Annotated in this window: 16 protein-coding genes; 6 read left to right on the plus strand and 10 right to left on the minus strand. The window is 58.6% G+C overall.

The genetic code is table 11. The annotated features are described in order from the left end of the window. Position 1: 1 nt before the first annotated feature. Entirely contained in the window at positions 2–1108 is a 1107-nt protein-coding gene (locus ACZ445_RS05770) for an ABC transporter ATP-binding protein (protein ID WP_071492684.1), read from the minus strand. After that, positions 1105–2025: an ornithine carbamoyltransferase gene (argF, locus tag ACZ445_RS05775; protein WP_058423782.1), complete on the minus strand. Its 921-nt coding sequence runs from the start codon at positions 2023–2025 to the stop codon at positions 1105–1107. Before argF ends, ACZ445_RS05770 begins: the two co-directional genes overlap by 4 nt. A gap of 435 nt (positions 2026–2460) precedes the next feature. Here argF and ACZ445_RS05780 point away from each other — a divergent pair, with 435 nt between their 5' ends. Further along, the gene (locus ACZ445_RS05780) at positions 2461–4569 is read left to right on the plus strand and encodes a molybdopterin oxidoreductase family protein (protein ID WP_464708073.1); all 2109 of its coding nucleotides are present in this window, start codon (positions 2461–2463) and stop codon (positions 4567–4569) included. A 77-nt stretch (positions 4570–4646) separates the two neighbouring features. Beyond that, entirely contained in the window at positions 4647–4985 is a 339-nt protein-coding gene (gene grxD / locus ACZ445_RS05785; protein ID WP_464708074.1) for a Grx4 family monothiol glutaredoxin, read from the plus strand. A gap of 69 nt (positions 4986–5054) precedes the next feature. Here the strand turns inward: grxD and bfr are convergent, their stop codons facing one another. After that, the gene (gene bfr / locus ACZ445_RS05790; protein WP_248486518.1) at positions 5055–5528 is read right to left on the minus strand and encodes a bacterioferritin; all 474 of its coding nucleotides are present in this window, start codon (positions 5526–5528) and stop codon (positions 5055–5057) included. Positions 5529–5728: 200 nt separating this feature from the next. Next, positions 5729–5947 (minus strand): bacterioferritin-associated ferredoxin, encoded by a 219-nt coding sequence (locus ACZ445_RS05795; protein ID WP_058423779.1) that lies wholly within the window; start codon positions 5945–5947, stop codon positions 5729–5731. Positions 5948–6191: 244 nt separating this feature from the next. On the opposite strand from ACZ445_RS05795, the gene ACZ445_RS05800 reads away from it, so the two are divergent. Continuing rightward, positions 6192–6794: a peroxiredoxin gene (locus ACZ445_RS05800; RefSeq protein WP_003172097.1), complete on the plus strand. Its 603-nt coding sequence runs from the start codon at positions 6192–6194 to the stop codon at positions 6792–6794. A gap of 231 nt (positions 6795–7025) precedes the next feature. Here ACZ445_RS05800 and rnt read toward each other — a convergent pair whose 3' ends face one another. Both rnt and pyrC read right to left on the minus strand, forming a co-directional pair. After that, positions 7026–7697, minus strand: coding sequence for a ribonuclease T (rnt, locus tag ACZ445_RS05805; protein ID WP_010564138.1), 672 nt, complete (start codon positions 7695–7697; stop codon positions 7026–7028). Further along, positions 7694–8740 (minus strand): dihydroorotase, encoded by a 1047-nt coding sequence (pyrC, locus tag ACZ445_RS05810; protein WP_058423778.1) that lies wholly within the window; start codon positions 8738–8740, stop codon positions 7694–7696. Before pyrC ends, rnt begins: the two co-directional genes overlap by 4 nt. Positions 8741–8897: 157 nt before the next feature. On the opposite strand from pyrC, the gene ACZ445_RS05815 reads away from it, so the two are divergent. The 3 genes from ACZ445_RS05815 (at position 8898) to ACZ445_RS05825 (ending at position 12409) form a co-directional block, all read left to right on the plus strand. Next, positions 8898–9806 (plus strand): flagellar protein MotY, encoded by a 909-nt coding sequence (locus tag ACZ445_RS05815; RefSeq protein WP_464708075.1) that lies wholly within the window; start codon positions 8898–8900, stop codon positions 9804–9806. A 129-nt stretch (positions 9807–9935) separates the two neighbouring features. Then, on the plus strand, positions 9936–11153 hold the full coding sequence (locus tag ACZ445_RS05820) for an argininosuccinate synthase (protein ID WP_010212738.1): 1218 nt from the start codon (positions 9936–9938) through the stop codon (positions 11151–11153). Between the two features lie 623 nt (positions 11154–11776). Continuing rightward, positions 11777–12409, plus strand: coding sequence for a response regulator transcription factor (locus ACZ445_RS05825; protein WP_058423776.1), 633 nt, complete (start codon positions 11777–11779; stop codon positions 12407–12409). An 84-nt stretch (positions 12410–12493) separates the two neighbouring features. On the opposite strand, the gene ACZ445_RS05830 is transcribed toward ACZ445_RS05825, so the two are convergent. The 4 genes from ACZ445_RS05830 to metG form a co-directional block, all read right to left on the minus strand. Further along, on the minus strand, positions 12494–12676 hold the full coding sequence (locus tag ACZ445_RS05830) for a PA3496 family putative envelope integrity protein (RefSeq protein WP_058423775.1): 183 nt from the start codon (positions 12674–12676) through the stop codon (positions 12494–12496). A 107-nt stretch (positions 12677–12783) separates the two neighbouring features. After that, positions 12784–13422, minus strand: coding sequence for an endonuclease III (nth, locus tag ACZ445_RS05835; protein ID WP_058423774.1), 639 nt, complete (start codon positions 13420–13422; stop codon positions 12784–12786). A 64-nt stretch (positions 13423–13486) separates the two neighbouring features. After that, entirely contained in the window at positions 13487–14443 is a 957-nt protein-coding gene (gene rsxB / locus ACZ445_RS05840; RefSeq protein WP_464708077.1) for an electron transport complex subunit RsxB, read from the minus strand. A 144-nt stretch (positions 14444–14587) separates the two neighbouring features. After that, the gene (metG, locus tag ACZ445_RS05845) at positions 14588–16639 is read right to left on the minus strand and encodes a methionine--tRNA ligase (protein WP_058423772.1); all 2052 of its coding nucleotides are present in this window, start codon (positions 16637–16639) and stop codon (positions 14588–14590) included. Positions 16640–16693: the final 54 nt, after the last annotated feature.

Here is a 16693-nt window from a genome sequence, read left to right on the forward strand (position 1 = left end):
TTTATACCGGGCTGTAGCGTCGTACGCCGGATTCGACTGGAGGGATGTGTGCGGCCGTGCTGCCGGACGCCTGGAACAATACCAGGTGTTCGGCGGCCACCCGAATGCCGACATCCGCCCCCACTTGATGATCGGCGTGACTCGGGAAAATCGACTCCAGCTGTGCACCGGTCGGCAGTTGCAGGCGGTACAGGGTCGATGCGCCGAGGAACGTCTTGCCGACGATCCTCGCTTTCAACCCGCTGTCCGGCGCGTAGACGATGTCATCCGGACGCAGCAACACATCCACCGCACCGCCGGTAGGCCAGGTGTAGGCGCGGTTGCCGCGCAACTCACCCAGCTCGGTGCTGACCGATTCCGGCGAGCTCAACTGGCCGCGAATGAAGTAGCCCTGGCCGATAAAGCTGGCGACGTAAGGTGTCTGCGGTTCGTGATAGAGGTTGTAGGGCGTGTCCCACTGCTCAAGGCGGCCCTCTTTGAACACACCGACCTGGTCGCTGACGGCGAAGGCCTCTTCCTGGTCGTGGGTCACCAGGATTGCGCTGGTGCCGCGGGCCTTGAGGATGTCACGCACCTCGTGGCTGAGCTTGCGTCGCAACTCACCATCCAGGTTGGAGAAAGGCTCATCCAGCAACAGCAAGGCCGGTTCTGGCGCCAAGGCACGGGCGAGGGCGACGCGTTGTTGCTGGCCGCCGGATAGCTCATGGGGGAAGCGCTTGCCCAGGTTTTTCAGGTTCACCAGCTCCAGCAACTCAGCGACTACGCGGTCTTTTTGCGGGTGCTTGCGAATGCCGAAGGCGATGTTATCGGCCACGCTCAGGTGAGGAAACAATGCGTAGTCCTGGAACACCATGCCGATGCGACGTTTCTCAGGGGCCAAGGTGAACCCGGCACTGGAGATCACTTCGCCGGCCAGGCTGATTTCACCTTCGTGCACCGGCTCAAACCCGGCAATCGCTCGTAGGGTGGTGGTCTTGCCGCAGCCCGAGGAGCCCAGCAGGCAACCGATGTCGCCCGCATTGAGGTGCAGGTTGAGGTTCTGTACCACCCGTTGATCTTGATAACCGCATGCCAGGTTGCGCAGGTTCAGCAGTAATGAATGGCTCATGCGTGGTGGTACGACGGCGGGACGAGGAATTCGAGCAGGGCCTTTTGAGCGTGCAGGCGGTTTTCGGCCTGGTCCCAGGCGACCGAGCGTGGGTCGTCGAGCAGGTCGGTGCTGATCTCTTCGCCACGGTGGGCCGGCAGGCAGTGCATGAACAGCACGTCGGGCGCGGCCAGGTCGAGCAGGGCGCGGGTCACCTGATACGGGGCGAACAGGGCCAGGCGCTTGGCGGTTTCGTCTTCCTGGCCCATGGAGGTCCAGACGTCGGTGCTTACCAGATGCGCACCGATCACCGCGTCACGCGGGTCGCGGACCAGGGTCACGCGGTCGCCGGCTTGAGCCAGGAAGCGCGCATCAGGCTCGTAGCCTTCCGGGCAGGCCACGCGCAGTTGGAAGTCGAATTGGATGGCGGCTTCTATATAGCTGTTGCACATGTTGTTGCCATCGCCGATCCAGGCCACGCTCTTGCCCTGGATCGAACCACGGTGTTCGAGGAAGGTTTGCATGTCAGCCAGCAACTGGCACGGGTGCAGGTCATCGGACAGGCCGTTGATCACTGGTACACGGGAGTTGGCGGAAAATTCGGTGACGGTGCTGTGGGCGAAGGTACGGATCATCACGGCGTCGAGCATGCTCGACATCACCTTCGCGCTGTCGGCGATCGGCTCGCCACGGCCCAGTTGGGTGTCGCGCGAGGACAGGAAGATGGCCTGGCCACCCAGTTGGATCATGCCGGCTTCGAACGACACACGGGTGCGGGTCGACGACTTCTCGAAGATCATGCCGAGCACGCGGTTTTTCAAAGGCTCGAACAGTACGCCGCGGTTACGCAGGTCTTTAAGCTCAATGCCTCGACGGATCACGCTGACCAGCTCTTCGGGCGTGCAATCCATCAGGGAGAGAAAGTGCCTTGCGCTCATCATTAACTACCTTTTTGCAACAGACCGCAGATACTCAAAGCCTTGTTTATTGTGACAACGGGCGAGACCTGCGGCGAAAGCCGCACGGGGCGACGAAATAGGGGAAGGCGCGATCTTATAATTAAATGTCGCGTCTTACCAATAGGGCTACGGTTTTTAAGGGTGTTCAAGCAGGGCGCCGAAGCGCTTTTGAAGACGATTTCCAGACAGCAGCGGGCCATTTGTACACTGGCGCCGAGACCTTTTGCAATGCGCGGAGACGGGCGCAGACCAGGCAGCGTCGGTTTCAGAGGCTGTATGCCGGGCTTTGAAACATTTGCTCACGCTTGCCTATGGCTTGGCCTGATGCTGGTCGATTCACAGGGCGAACGTTGGTGGCGCCCCTGCCGCTCCCGGCCCATAGTGGGATCAAAGCCCCTATAAAAGAGACTGGCCATGACCAAGACTCTCCACCACCGTGCCTGCCATCTGTGTGAAGCCATTTGTGGCCTGACCCTGGAAACCACCCAGGCCGACGACGGTAGCCTGGCGATCACCTCGATCAAGGGGGATCCGCTGGATACATTCAGTCGCGGGCATATCTGCCCCAAGGCCGTGGCGCTGCAGGATATCCAGAATGACCCCGACCGCCTGCACCAGCCGATGCTGCGGGTGGGCAGTGAATGGCAGCCGATCGCGTGGGAAGACGCCTTTGCGCTTGTAGCTGAGCGGCTTTCAGGTATTCAGGCGCGGCACGGGCAGAATGCAGTGGCGGTGTATCAGGGCAATCCCAGCGTGCACAACTACGGGTTGATGACCCACAGCAATTACTTCCTGGGCCAGTTGAAGACGCGCAATCGGTTTTCCGCCACCTCGGTGGACCAATTACCGCATCACCTCACCAGTTACCTCATGTACGGCCATGGCCTGTTGTTGCCGATCCCCGACATTGATCACACCGACTTCATGCTGATCCTGGGCGGCAACCCACTGGCGTCCAACGGCAGCATCATGACCGTGCCTGATGTGGAGAAGCGCCTCAAGGCGATCCAGACCCGGGGCGGCAAAGTGGTGGTGGTCGACCCACGGCGCAGCGAGACGGCGGCGATGGCCGACCAGCATCTGTTCGTGCGCCCGGGCGGTGATGCGGCGTTGTTGTTCGGGGTGCTCAACACCTTGTTTACAGAGAACCTGACCCGCGACAGCCATTTGCCGGTTGAAGGTCTTGAGGATGTGCGTCGCGCCATCGCAGGGTTTACCGCCGAGGCCATGAGCCGTCAGTGTGCGGTGCCTGCCGAACAGATTCGCCAACTGGCGCGGGACTTTGCTGCCGCCGACAAAGCGGTGTGCTACGGGCGCATGGGGGTATCGACCCAGGCGTTCGGCACCCTGTGCCATTGGCTGGTGCAACTGATCAACCTGGTGACCGGCAACCTGGACCGCGTAGGTGGTGCGCTGTGCACCACGCCGGCGGTGGACCTGGTGGCATCGACTGGTGGTGGGCATTTCAATCGTTGGCAGAGTCGGGTGTCTGGGCGCCCGGAGTACGGCGGCGAGCTTCCGGTGTCAGCATTGGCCGAAGAAATGCTCACCGAAGGTGAAGGACAAATCCGCGCCTTGGTGACGGTGGCGGGCAACCCGGTGTTGTCGACACCCAACGGCCGGCAGTTGGAACAAGCCCTCGACGGCTTGGAGTTCATGGTCAGCATCGACCTCTATATCAACGAAACCACGCGCTATGCCGACCTGATCCTGCCGTCCACTTCGGCGCTGGAGAATGATCACTACGACACCACCTTCAACATGTTTGCGGTGCGCAACGTTACCCGCTTCAATCGCGCAATTCTGCCCAAGCCTGCGGGCGCACTGCATGACTGGGAGATTTTTGTCGGTCTGGCCAAGGCGTTTGCCGCACACACCCGCGCGGTGCTCAAGCCGACCATGCCACCTGCGCAGATGATCGATTTCGGGCTACGTGCGGGAGTGTACGGTGATGCGTCCAGCCACAAGTTGTCGGTGGCCATGCTGGTGGACCATCCCCATGGTGTGGACCTGGGGCCGCTGCTGCCCAATCTCGCCGCACGCTTGAAAACCGTTGATCGCAGGGTACAGGCGGCGCCGGCGGTGATCCTTGCCGACCTGGCGCGTTTTGCCGGGCAGCCGGTGCCGGTGGCCGACGAACTGTTGCTGATCGGCCGCCGCCACGTGCGCAGCAATAATTCCTGGATGCATAACTACCATCGGCTGGTGAAGGGCAAGCCGCGTCATCAATTGCTTATGCACCCCGATGACCTGGCCAGTCGACAATTGAACGATGGCCAGCGGGTGCGTGTGAGCTCGCGTATCGGCATGATTGAAGTGGAAGTCTTGGCCAGCCTGGACATGATGCCCGGTGTCGTCAGCCTGCCGCATGGCTGGGGCCATGGCCGCCCCGGCGTGCAGATGACGATTGCCAGCGGACAGCCGGGGGCCAGTGCCAATGACTTGACCGACGAGCGGCAGTTGGATGAGCTGTCGGGTAATGCCGCACTCAATGGCGTTCCGGTGCAGGTAGCAGCCGCCTGAGCACCGCGCTGGAAATTTGCGTTACAATGCGCCACCGTGCCGACCTGTGAGTCGCAAAGTTCCAGCCGAGGTGTTCCATGGATATCATCGAAACGATCAAAGAGCAGATTGCCAACAACACCATTCTGCTTTACATGAAGGGCGCGCCAAACGCTCCTCAGTGCGGTTTCTCCGCGAAGGCTTCCCAGGCCATCATGGCGTGCGGCGAGAAGTTCGCTTACGTGGATATCCTGCAAAACCCTGAAATCCGCGCCAACCTGCCGAAGTACGCCAACTGGCCGACCTTCCCACAACTGTGGGTTTCCGGTGAACTGGTCGGCGGCAGCGACATCATCGTCGAGATGGCGGCTGATGGTTCGCTGCAAACGCTGATCAAAGAAGCAGCGGCAAATGCGGCGGCCAAGACCGACGCGTGATTCGCTGGCAATAAAAAGCCCCGCTTCTCGAGAGAGAGCGGGGCTTTTTTGTTCCTGCGAGCTGCGGGCTTATTCTTCGCCCATCTGCGATTGCAGGTAGTTTTCCAGGCTGACCTTGTCGATCAGGCCCAGTTGGGTTTCCAGCCAGTCGATGTGCTCTTCCTGGTCTTCCAGGATGTCTTCCAGCAGTTCACGGCTGCCGAAGTCGCTCTTGATTTCGCAGTGAGCAATAGCGGCCTTGAGGTCGCTGTGGCTCTTGCGCTCAAAGCCCAGGTCACTCCCAAGCATCTCCTTGGTGTCCTCGCCGATGTTCAGCTTGCCCAGGTCCTGCACGTTCGGCAGGCCTTCCAGGAACAGGATGCGCTTGATCAACGCGTCCGCGTCCTTCATGGCTTTGATCGATTCTTTGTATTCGCGCTTGCCCAGCTTTTCCAGGCCCCAATCGTCATACATGCGTGCATGCAGAAAGTACTGATTGATCGCGACCAGTTCATTGGCAAGGATTTTGTTGAGTTGCTGGATGACTGAGATGTCGCCTTTCATGACTGGGGTCCTGCCCTGTAATAGCTGTGTATAAGGCGGAGTTTGAGCGGCAGAACCCCTAGTGTCAAACCTAAGTTATTGAATAATAAATGAAAATTAATCGGAATAAGAATGTTTGTGTTCCGCGTCTTAGCGCTAACTTATTGAATTGCGGGCATAAAAAAACCGGACACTAAGTCCGGTTCTTTAAAACATGCCAATCAGGCGTGTGTAAATTCTGCTGAATAGGGGAGCGCGGCCTGAGCGGTCTGCAGCTGTGTCAGGGTTTCCCGTACCACTTGCTTGGCCAGGCAAGCACATTTGCCACACTGGCTGGCAACGCCGGTAGCTTCACGCACTTCCTTGTAGCTGCAGCAACCTTCATAGATTGCTTCGCGGATTTTTCCGTCGGTGACGCCAGTACACAGGCACACATACATAAGGGAGAACCGTCGCGGGTTTAAGGCTTAAGTGCGGTGGATCTTAATGTTAACGAGAATGATTGTCAAAGTAGAATCGTAGGGTATTCGTTGGTACCGTGCCCGCACTGACGAACGGTTTTTTCAGTGTATGATGGTCGGTCTTCACGAAGCGTGACTGCGTCACAGGGCTGTCGCTTATTAACGGCAGACTCAGGGCCGGTCCTTTTACTTCAATCGTCACCCTCACATCAGGAGATAACCAATGAGCGTACTCGTCGGCAAACAAGCCCCGGATTTCGACGTACCTGCCGTCCTCGGCAATGGCGAAATCGTAGACAGCTTCAAACTGTCTGAAGCCATCAAAGGCAAATACGGCCTGGTGTTCTTCTACCCGCTGGACTTCACCTTCGTCTGCCCTTCGGAGCTGATCGCTCTGGACCACCGCATGGACGATTTCAAGGCGCGCAACGTTGAAGTGGTAGCCGTTTCCATCGACTCCCATTTCACTCACAACGCCTGGCGCAACACCGCCATCAATGATGGCGGCATCGGCAAAGTCAAATACACCATGGCTGCCGACATGAAGCACGACATCGCCAAGGCCTACGACGTTGAGTCCGAAGGCGGCGTGGCCTTCCGTGGCGCGTTCCTGATCGACGACAAAGGCGTGGTTCGCTCCCAGATCATCAACGACCTGCCACTGGGTCGTAACATGGAAGAGCTGATCCGTCTGGTCGACGCCCTGCAATTCCACGAAGAGCACGGCGAAGTCTGCCCTGCCAACTGGAAAAAAGGCGACAAAGGCATGAACGCTTCGCCGGAAGGTGTTGCGGCATACCTGACCGAGAACGCTGGCAAGCTGTAAGCCAGAATCTTGGTACAAAAAAACCGGCCTGTGAAAGGGCCGGTTTTTTTATGCGTGGGATATGACCTCTGTGGTGAGCGGGCTTGCCCCGCGCTGGGTGGCGGAGCCGCCCTAAAACCTGTCAGTGAGTTCTAGTTGGAGAAATGCAGTGCCTGAGTTGGGGCCGCTACGCGCCCCAGCGCGGGACAAGCCCGCTCACCACAACAAGTCCACTCACCACACAAGCTTTGCTCAATCGTTGAAGTCTTCCCAGCCGCCCATCTGCTTCCAGCGGTTCACGATGCCGCAGAACAGCTCAGCCGTCTTCTCCGTGTCGTAGCGGGCCGAATGAGCCTCACGACCGTCAAAGTCGATACCGGCCGCCTGACAGGCTTTCGCCAACACCGTCTGGCCATACGCCAGCCCGGCCAGGGTCGCGGTGTCAAAGCTGGAGAACGGGTGAAACGGGTTGCGCTTCATGTCCAGCCGCGCCACGGCGGCATTCAGGAAGCCCAGGTCGAAGCTGCTGTTGTGGCCGACCAGGATCGCGCGTTTGCAGCCATTGGCCTTCAACGCCTTGCGCACGCCACGGAAAATATCGGTCAGTGCAGCTTCTTCACTCACTGCCATGCGCAATGGGTGATCGAGCTTGATCCCGGTGAACTCCAGGGCGGCCGCCTCGATGTTGGCGCCTTCGAACGGCTCGACGCGGAAGAAGTGGGTGTGCTCCGGGAACACAAAACCCTGTTCGTCCATGCCGATAGTCGTCGCGGCGATTTCCAGCAGCGCATCGGTGGCGCAGTTGAAACCACCGGTTTCTACGTCGATGACAACCGGCAGATAGCCGCGAAAACGCTCGGCCATCGGGTGACGGGAACCGCCACCGCTGTGCTCGTGTTCGTCATCGTAATGGTCTTCACTCACTTGCTTTCCTCCAGCAGGCGCCAGCGCAGTGTTTCACCGGCGCGCAGCGGGATGACAGTCAGCTCGCCAAACGGCAGGCTGGCAGGGGCGGTCCAGTCTTCACGAACCAGGGTAATGCGATCGGTATTCGCGGGCAGGCCGTAGAAACGCGGGCCATTGAGGCTGGCGAACCCTTCGAGCTTGTCCAGGGCGTTGCGCTGTTCGAACGCTTCAGCGTACAGCTCGATGGCGGCATAGGCGGTGTAGCAGCCGGCACAACCGCACGCGGCTTCTTTGGCGTGCTGGGCGTGAGGCGCGGAGTCGGTGCCGAGGAAAAACTTCGGATTGCCGCTGGTCGCCGCATCCAGCAAGGCCACCTGGTGGGTGTTGCGCTTGAGGATCGGCAAGCAATAGAAGTGCGGCCGAATCCCGCCCACCAGCATGTGGTTGCGGTTGTACAGCAGGTGATGCGCGGTGATGGTCGCAGCAACGTTGGCCGAGGCTTCGGTGACGAACTGCACGGCATCGGCAGTGGTGATGTGCTCGAACACGACCTTGAGGGTCGGGAACAGCTCCACCACGCGGCGCATGTGTTCGTCGATGAAGATCTTCTCGCGATCGAACACGTCCACATCGCCACGCGTGACTTCACCGTGGATCAGCAGCGGCATGCCGACGTCGGCCATGGCTTCGATGGCCGGCAGGATCTTATCGATACTGGTCACGCCGGAATCGGAGTTGGTGGTCGCACCGGCCGGGTACAGTTTGGCGGCGTGCACAAACCCACTGGCCTTGGCCTCACGAATTTCTTCGGGCTGGGTGCGGTCGGTAAGATACAGCACCATCAGCGGTTCGAACCGGCTGCCGGCCGGCCGTGCAGCGAGGATACGCTGGCGGTAGGCATCGGCTTGCTCGGCGTTACGCACCGGAGGAACCAGGTTCGGCATGATGATGGCGCGGCCAAAGGTACGCGCTACATCGGCCACGGTGTGGGGTAACGCAGCACCATCGCGAAGATGAATATGCCAGTCGTCGGGACGCAGCAGGGTCAGGCGGTCGGACATTGGGGATTCCAGGCGGGTCAATCTGGGGGGGAATGCTACCGGAAAAGACTCTATCAGGCACTCGCTATCAAGTTTTGCAGGATGCAACCGATAGCCTTTTGTATGCCTTATCGATGTATGACGCTTTGAAGTGTTGTAGAAACCAGTGGAGCCTCCCGTGCGCCAGCATTATCTAGCCCTGCTCAGTGTGTTCGCCAGCCTGCCTGCGATGGCCCTCACGTTCCAGACACGTCTGGAGAATATTGAGTGGAAGGTAGAGGGCGACCAGTTCGAGTGCCGCCTGACCCAACCGATCACCGACTTCGGTTCGGGTGAGTTCGTGCGCCGGGCGGGTGAGCAGGCAACATTTCGTCTGAAAGCCTATAACGGTACGCTGGGCGCAGGCTCGGCCACCTTGTTGGCCGCCGCCGCCCCTTGGCAGCCAGGCCGAGGCGATATCAACCTCGGCGCCGTGCGTGCCGGCAGTGGCGATGTGTTGTTCAACAGCTCACAGGCCCAGGCCGGTCGCCTGTTCACCGGACTGCTGGAAGGGCGTAGCCCGACGGTCCGCCACTACGGCCGTGAAGGCGGCTACTCCGAAATCCGCTTGTTGCCGGTGAAATTCAACAAGGCTTATAACGACTACCAGCTGTGCACCGCCAAGCTGTTGCCGATGAATTACGATCAGGTCAAACAGACCGAAGTCGGATTCCCCGGTGGCGGTATCGAGTTGGATGCGGCTGCCAAGAAGAAACTCGACGTGATTCTTGCGTTCATGAAAGCCGACCCGACGGTCAACCATATCGAGTTGAATGGCCATTCGGACAACAGCGGCAACCGCCTGACCAATCGCGACGTCTCGCGCCGCCGCGGCTTGGCGGTGATGGACTACTTCAAGGCCAACGGTATCCAGGAGTCGCAGATCACCCTGCGCTTCCATGGCGAAAGCTACCCCCTTGCGCCTAACACCAATGCGGCCAACCGGGCACGCAATCGTCGTGTGAATATCCAGCTTGAGCGCGTGGCAGCCCCCGAGAAACCGGCGCCCCAAGCCACTGGCGCAAGCAACCCTGCACACACGTCCTAAGGTGCGACCATCGGTCGCCCGTTCGACATAATCTGTCGCTTTATCTTCATTTGCTGTCGCGCCTCTGTAAATTCACGGTTTTGGTCGGTAGAATCGACGCCTTTCCGTACAACCCCGTGGAGTGATGGCATGGCCGACGTAAACAAGGTCGTTCTCGCGTATTCCGGCGGCCTGGACACTTCGGTGATCCTCAAGTGGCTGCAGGATACTTATAACTGTGAAGTGGTGACCTTCACCGCTGACCTGGGTCAGGGCGAAGAGGTCGAACCTGCACGCGCCAAGGCGCAAGCCATGGGCGTGAAAGAGATCTACATTGACGACCTGCGCGAAGAGTTCGTCCGCGATTTCGTCTTCCCGATGTTTCGCGCCAACACCGTCTACGAAGGCGAGTACCTGCTGGGTACCTCCATCGCACGTCCGCTGATCGCCAAGCGTCTGATCGAAATCGCCAACGAAACCGGCGCCGACGCCATTTCCCATGGCGCTACCGGCAAGGGCAACGACCAGGTGCGTTTCGAACTGGGTGCCTATGCACTCAAGCCAGGCGTGAAAGTGATTGCCCCTTGGCGTGAATGGGACCTGTTGTCCCGTGAAAAGCTGATGGATTACGCTGAAAAGCACGCGATCCCGATCGAGCGTCATGGCAAGAAGAAGTCCCCGTACTCGATGGACGCCAACCTGCTGCACATCTCCTATGAAGGCGGCGTGCTGGAAGACACCTGGACCGAGCACGAAGAAGATATGTGGAAATGGACCGTCTCCCCGGAGAACGCTCCAGACAAGCCTCAGTACCTGGAACTGACCTACCGCAACGGCGACATCGTCGCGCTGGACGGCGTCGAAATGACCCCGGCCACTGTGCTGGCGACCTTGAACCGTATCGGTGGCGAACACGGTATCGGCCGTCTCGACATCGTCGAAAACCGCTACGTGGGCATGAAGTCCCGCGGTTGCTACGAAACCCCAGGCGGCACCATCATGCTGCGCGCCCACCGCGCCATCGAATCCATCACCCTGGACCGCGAAGTGGCTCACCTCAAAGACGAGCTGATGCCCAAGTACGCCAGCCTGATCTACACCGGCTACTGGTGGAGCCCTGAGCGTCTGATGCTGCAACAGATGATCGATGCTTCCCAGGTGCACGTGAACGGCGTTGTGCGCCTGAAGCTGTACAAGGGCAACGTGATCGTTACCGGTCGCAAGTCCGATGAGTCGCTGTTCGACGCCAACATCGCTACCTTCGAAGAAGATGGCGGCGCCTACAACCAGGCGGACGCAGCAGGCTTTATCAAGTTGAACGCACTGCGCATGCGCATTGCGGCCAACAAAGGTCGCTCGTTGTTCTAAGTCTTAGCCGCTTTTAAGAATGGCCCCTTATTCAGGGGCCATTTTTTTTGCCTATGGATTTTGTGTGGAGTTGCAATGTTTATAAATGGTTAAACATTTGTTGATGTTCTTCAGTCGACGCATTTTCAAATGCGCCTTCGATGGTGCTGTTGTTGAAAGTTTGTAGGGCGAATGATTTTTTTACACCTGCTTAGGAACTAGTCTTACAGAAGATTCACTCATGAAAGTGATGTATACGTATAAAACACGGAATATTCTGTAGGAAATAAGGATGTAAGAGAATATGTTAAATGGAACTAAAACAGTCGGACACTTCCTGCCAGGATTCCTGAGCGTAGGACAGAGGCAAGGGGCATTTCCTGAGAGTTGTGTGCGGCACGTTTACCCAACCCCTGATACTCCAAGGATATTTCACTCAAAATATGTAAGTCCCCAGAAAGGTCTGAAAGGATCTATAAAACTGGATACATCTGAGTTGGCGTTTTTTTGTAGGGCAATTCCTTTATCTCTGTGGGGTGGGTCTCTGCTTGCTGTTGCTTGGGGGGGAACGCTATGCCAACCGGGAAACGACTAGGCTATTGTGCTTGCTCTAAATAATTCGAACAGCGAAATTGGACTTTCTCATGAATAAAGTGCTGATCGTGGATGATCATCCCGTCATTCGTCTTGCTGTGCGTATGCTGATGGAGCGTCATGGTTATGAGGTCGTTGCCGAGACCGATAACGGTGTCGATGCATTGCAACTTGCACGGGAGCATATGCCGGACATTGTCATACTGGATATTGGGATTCCCAAACTTGACGGCCTGGAAGTTATTTGCCGGCTGTCTTCTACCAAGCAATCCGTGCCCTTCAAGGTGCTGGTGCTGACGTCCCAGGCCCCTGGCCATTTTTCCATGCGTTGCATGCAGGCGGGGGCTGCCGGCTACGTGTGCAAGCAACAGGACCTGACCGAGTTGCTGAGTGCGATCAAGGCGGTGTTGTCGGGCTACAGCTATTTCCCCAACCAGGCGCTCAACTCGGTACGCTCCACCATGGGCAATGCCAGCGAGGCCGATATGGTCGAGCGTCTGTCGGGTCGGGAAATGATGGTATTGCAGCAGTTGGCCCGGGGCCGGACCAACAAGGAGATTGCAGACGGTATGTTCCTCAGCAACAAGACCGTCAGCACCTACAAGACACGTTTGCTGCTCAAGCTCAACGCCCGCTCCCTTGTGGACCTGATCGAACTGGCCCAGCGTAACGGCTTGGTATAAAGGAGGGCGCTGCAGCGCGCATTATCTGGGTAACCGGCAGAAAAAAGCCTCCGTGAGGGAGGCTTCCGGCCGTCGACCATTCGATCACAGATCGAAGTCGTAATCGGCCAGCTGTTTTTGCAAGCGTCGTTCTTCCAGAAGATTGTCGATGGTGCGGCGTTTGCTCAAATTGGTCTTGGCTACCTCAGCGACGGGTGCCTCTGCCACATCATCATCCGACTCAACGAGGTCGTCTTCCACTTCCAGTTGTTCTTTGCCAGTGCTCATAAGGTTCACTCCGGGCTAAGACTGCCGTTGGCGCTCCTTATAACGATAATCCATGATCGGGTAAAAAAGATTTTTTCAATCGCCTGATCAAGAAAACCAATGATCCCTCAATCGTCGGATGTCTTGTCCTTGTATTCGCACAGGTCTTCGATACGACAGCTGCCGCAGCGCGGCCTGCGGGCCTGGCAAACGTAGCGCCCATGAAGGATCAGCCAGTGGTGCGAATCCAGCAGATAGGGCTTGGGTACAAACTTCATCAACTGCTTTTCGACCTCAACCACGTTCTTCCCACGGGCGATGCCGGTTCTGTTGCTGACCCGGAAGATATGGGTGTCCACCGCCATCGTCAGTTGCCGGAACGCGGTGTTGAGCACCACATTGGCTGTTTTACGACCAACCCCTGGCAGGGCTTCCAAGGCTTCACGGGTTTGTGGCACTTCACTACCATGCAGTTCCACCAGCAGGCGGCAGGTCTCGATAACGTTTTTGGCTTTGCTGTTATAGAGGCCGATGGTCTTGATGTACTCAGACAGTCCTTCCACACCCAGGGCATAGATCGCCTCTGGTGTGTTCGCCACGGGATACAGCTTGGCCGTGGCCTTATTGACGCCGACGTCGGTGGATTGGGCCGACAGGATCACCGCAATCAGCAACTCGAACGGCGAGGTGTAGGCCAGTTCGGTCTTGGGTTCCGGATTGTCTTCGTGAAGCCTGCGGAATATTTCCAGGCGTTTTGCGGCGTTCATCGGGTAGCGGGTTCCTTGCAGACGGTCGGCGGGATTGTATCAACACACACCGCAGGTTTGCGGGTCAGGTGTTGCTGAGGGTATCCATATGGCGCTGCGCATCGTCCAGCTTCAGTTGCGCCTCGGCCAGTTGCTGCGGTTCGACGTTCAGGTCTTGGGCTTTCTTCAGTTCCGCTCGACGCATCGCCAGCTGGATTTTGGCCCGTTTCAGATCAACAGTGTTGCTGGATGACGTCGCTGTTTTCGGTACGATCCCCATCTCCAAGGCAGCCAGCGCTTGTTCCGCCGCTTCGAACTGCTGTTGCAGAATGATCAGCTGCGACTGCTGTTGAAAGGTCGGCGGGTGACCAAACGCCTTCAAGGATTTGTGCAGTTGGGCGCGGCTCATTGCGACAGCGATTTTGGCTTTTTTGGTCGCCGCATCCTCGGCAACATCGGCCTGCACCTGCAGAACCGACGTGGAACGCTTGGCCCGAGCCTGGCGTTCGGCGAGTCTTTTTGCTTCTTCGCGTTGCAGGCGTGCATTGCGCTGCTCAAAGCGTCGACGCGCCCTGTCGCGTTTCAGACCGCGTTCATGGTGTTGATGATCGTTGATCGTCAGTCCACCCACCAAGGGCAGCACACGGGTCGCTGGGCGCATCTCAATGCAATCGACAGGGCAGGGCGCAACGCACAGGTCGCAGCCGGTGCACTCGTCCATGATGACGGTGTGCATCAGCTTGGCGGCGCCGACAATTGCGTCCACTGGGCATGCCTGGATGCACTTGGTGCAGCCGATGCACTCGGCCTCGCGGATGTAGGCAACCTGGGCGGGCGCTTCCCCGCGACTGGTGTCCAGATCCAGCACCGGTACGTGCAGCAACAGCGCAAGGCCGGCGATGGTTTCCTCTCCGCCGGGCGGGCACTTGTTGATCGCCTCGCCTCGCGCGATACCCGCGGCGTAAGGCTTGCAACCTGGGTGCCCGCACTTGCCGCATTGGGTCTGCGGCAGGAGTGCGTCGATGCGTTGAATGAGGTTCATGCTGTGATCATGGGCATAGCAAACCGGGTTTAATAGGAGGCTGGGGCTTTCTTGTGGTGAGCGGGGCAAGCCCGCTCACCACAACAAGCTCCTTCACCACAACAAGCTCCTTCACCACAGCAAGCCCGCTCACTACAAGGTGGCTTACTTGATACGTTGACCCGGCTTGGCACCACTGTCAGGGCTGAGCAGGTAGATCTCTTCGCCACCAGGGCCGGCCGCCATCACCATGCCTTCAGACACGCCGAACTTCATTTTCCGAGGCTTGAGGTTGGCGATCATCATGGTCAGGCGGCCATCGAGTTTGGATGGGTCCGGGTAAGCGCTCTTGATCCCGGAGAACACGTTGCGTTGCTCACCGCCGAGGTCCAGTGTCAGGCGCAGCAACTTGTCGGCACCTTCCACGGCTTCGGCCTTGACGATCAGCGCGACACGCAGGTCTACCGCAGCAAACGCGTCGAAGTCGATTTCTGTGGAAATCGGATCCTTGGCCAGTTCGCCATTACCCGCCGGCGTCGATTCGCCAGTGTCGGTCTGGCTGGCGACCAGGTCTTCTTTCGAAGCGTCTGTCATGGCCTGGACTTTCACCGGGTCGATACGGGTCATCAGCGGCTTGAACTCGTTCAACTGATGATTGCTGAGCAGGCTGGCGTGATCATTCCAGGTCAGCGGCGCCACGTTGAGGAACGCCTCGGCGTCGGCGGCCAGCAGTGGCAGCACGGGTTTGAGGAAGATCACCAACTGGCGGAACAGGTTGACGCCCGTTGCGCAGATCGCCTGGACTTCTGCCTGCTTGCCTTCCTGTTTGTTCAGCGACCATGGTGCCTTGTCGGCGATCCAGGCGTTGGCGCGGTCGGCCAGGCCCATGATCTCGCGCATGGCACGGGCGAAGTCGCGGGCTTCATAGGCGTCGGCAATGCTCGGCGCGGCGGCCAGGAAGGCGTCGGTCAGTTCCGGCGCAGCGTTCTCGGCTACCAGTACGCCGGCGTTGCCCTTGTGGATAAACCCGGCGCAACGGCTGGCGATGTTGACGACTTTACCGACCAGGTCCGAGTTGACCTTCTGTACGAAGTCTTCCAGGTTCAGGTCCAGGTCATCGACGCCACGGCCCAGCTTGGACGCGTAGTAGTAGCGCAGGTATTCCGGTGACAGGTGGTCCAGGTAGGTGCGCGCCTTGATAAAGGTGCCACGGGACTTGGACATTTTCTGGCCGTTGACCGTCAGGTAGCCGTGCACGGCAATACCGGTTGGCTTGCGGTAGCCCGAACCTTCGAGCATCGCCGGCCAGAACAGGGCGTGGAAGTTGACGATGTCCTTGCCGATGAAGTGGTACAGCTCGGCGGTGGAGTCCTTGCTCCAGAACGTGTCGAAGTCCAACTCCGGCGTGCGGTCGCAGAGGTTCTTGAAGCTGGCCATGTAACCGATCGGCGCATCCAGCCATACATAGAAATACTTGCCCGGCTCGCCCGGGATCTCGAAGCCGAAGTACGGCGCATCGCGGGAGATGTCCCATTGCTGCAGGCCGCTGTCGAGCCATTCGGAGAGTTTGTTGGCCACGGCATCCTGCAGGGTGCCGCTGCGGGTCCAGGTTTGCAGCATCTGCTGGAAATCCGGAAGCTTGAAGAAGAAGTGCTGGGAATCCTTGAGCACCGGGGTGGCGCCGGAGATTGCCGATTTCGGATCCTTCAGGTCAGTGGGTGCATAGGTTGCGCCGCACTTTTCGCAGTTGTCGCCGTACTGGTCTTCGGTGCCGCATTTCGGGCAGGTGCCCTTGATGAAGCGGTCGGCCAGGAACATTTTCTTTTCCGGGTCGAAATACTGGGTCACCGAACGCTGGTCGATGTGCCCGGCTTCCTTGAGCCGCAGGTAGATCTGGCTCGACAGTTCGCGGTTTTCTTCGGAGTGGGTCGAGTGGAAATTGTCGAAATCCACCAGGAACTCGGCAAAGTCGGCGCTGTGTTCAGCCTGCACGTTGGCGATCAGTTGTTCCGGGGTGATGCCTTCCTTTTCGGCGCGCAGCATGATGGCCGAACCGTGGGCGTCGTCCGCGCAGACATAAATGCATTGGTTGCCGCGATGCTTCTGGAAGCGCACCCACATATCGGTCTGGATGTACTCAAGCATATGGCCAAGATGGATGGAACCATTGGCATAGGGCAGGGCGCTGGTGACGAGGATCTTGCGTGGCTCGGACATGGGGCTCGGCTACTTGATGAAACGGAGGTCGGCCACTATAAAGCGCCGGGAAAT

It is taken from the genome of Pseudomonas allii (genome assembly GCF_055380095.1).

Excerpts from the sequence above, each read along its gene's own strand:
- ACZ445_RS05770 (WP_071492684.1), bottom strand. The coding sequence starts at position 1,108 with ATGAGCCATTCATTACTGCTGAACCTGCGCAACCTGGCATGCGGTTAT.
- argF (WP_058423782.1), bottom strand. The coding sequence starts at position 2,025 with ATGAGCGCAAGGCACTTTCTCTCCCTGATGGATTGCACGCCCGAAGAG.
- ACZ445_RS05780 (WP_464708073.1), top strand. The coding sequence starts at position 2,461 with ATGACCAAGACTCTCCACCACCGTGCCTGCCATCTGTGTGAAGCCATT.
- grxD (WP_464708074.1), top strand. The coding sequence starts at position 4,647 with ATGGATATCATCGAAACGATCAAAGAGCAGATTGCCAACAACACCATT.
- bfr (WP_248486518.1), bottom strand. The coding sequence starts at position 5,528 with ATGAAAGGCGACATCTCAGTCATCCAGCAACTCAACAAAATCCTTGCC.
- ACZ445_RS05795 (WP_058423779.1), bottom strand. The coding sequence starts at position 5,947 with ATGTATGTGTGCCTGTGTACTGGCGTCACCGACGGAAAAATCCGCGAA.
- ACZ445_RS05800 (WP_003172097.1), top strand. The coding sequence starts at position 6,192 with ATGAGCGTACTCGTCGGCAAACAAGCCCCGGATTTCGACGTACCTGCC.
- pyrC (WP_058423778.1), bottom strand. The coding sequence starts at position 8,740 with ATGTCCGACCGCCTGACCCTGCTGCGTCCCGACGACTGGCATATTCAT.
- ACZ445_RS05820 (WP_010212738.1), top strand. The coding sequence starts at position 9,936 with ATGGCCGACGTAAACAAGGTCGTTCTCGCGTATTCCGGCGGCCTGGAC.
- ACZ445_RS05825 (WP_058423776.1), top strand. The coding sequence starts at position 11,777 with ATGAATAAAGTGCTGATCGTGGATGATCATCCCGTCATTCGTCTTGCT.
- ACZ445_RS05830 (WP_058423775.1), bottom strand. The coding sequence starts at position 12,676 with ATGAGCACTGGCAAAGAACAACTGGAAGTGGAAGACGACCTCGTTGAG.
- nth (WP_058423774.1), bottom strand. The coding sequence starts at position 13,422 with ATGAACGCCGCAAAACGCCTGGAAATATTCCGCAGGCTTCACGAAGAC.
- rsxB (WP_464708077.1), bottom strand. The coding sequence starts at position 14,443 with ATGAACCTCATTCAACGCATCGACGCACTCCTGCCGCAGACCCAATGC.
- metG (WP_058423772.1), bottom strand. The coding sequence starts at position 16,639 with ATGTCCGAGCCACGCAAGATCCTCGTCACCAGCGCCCTGCCCTATGCC.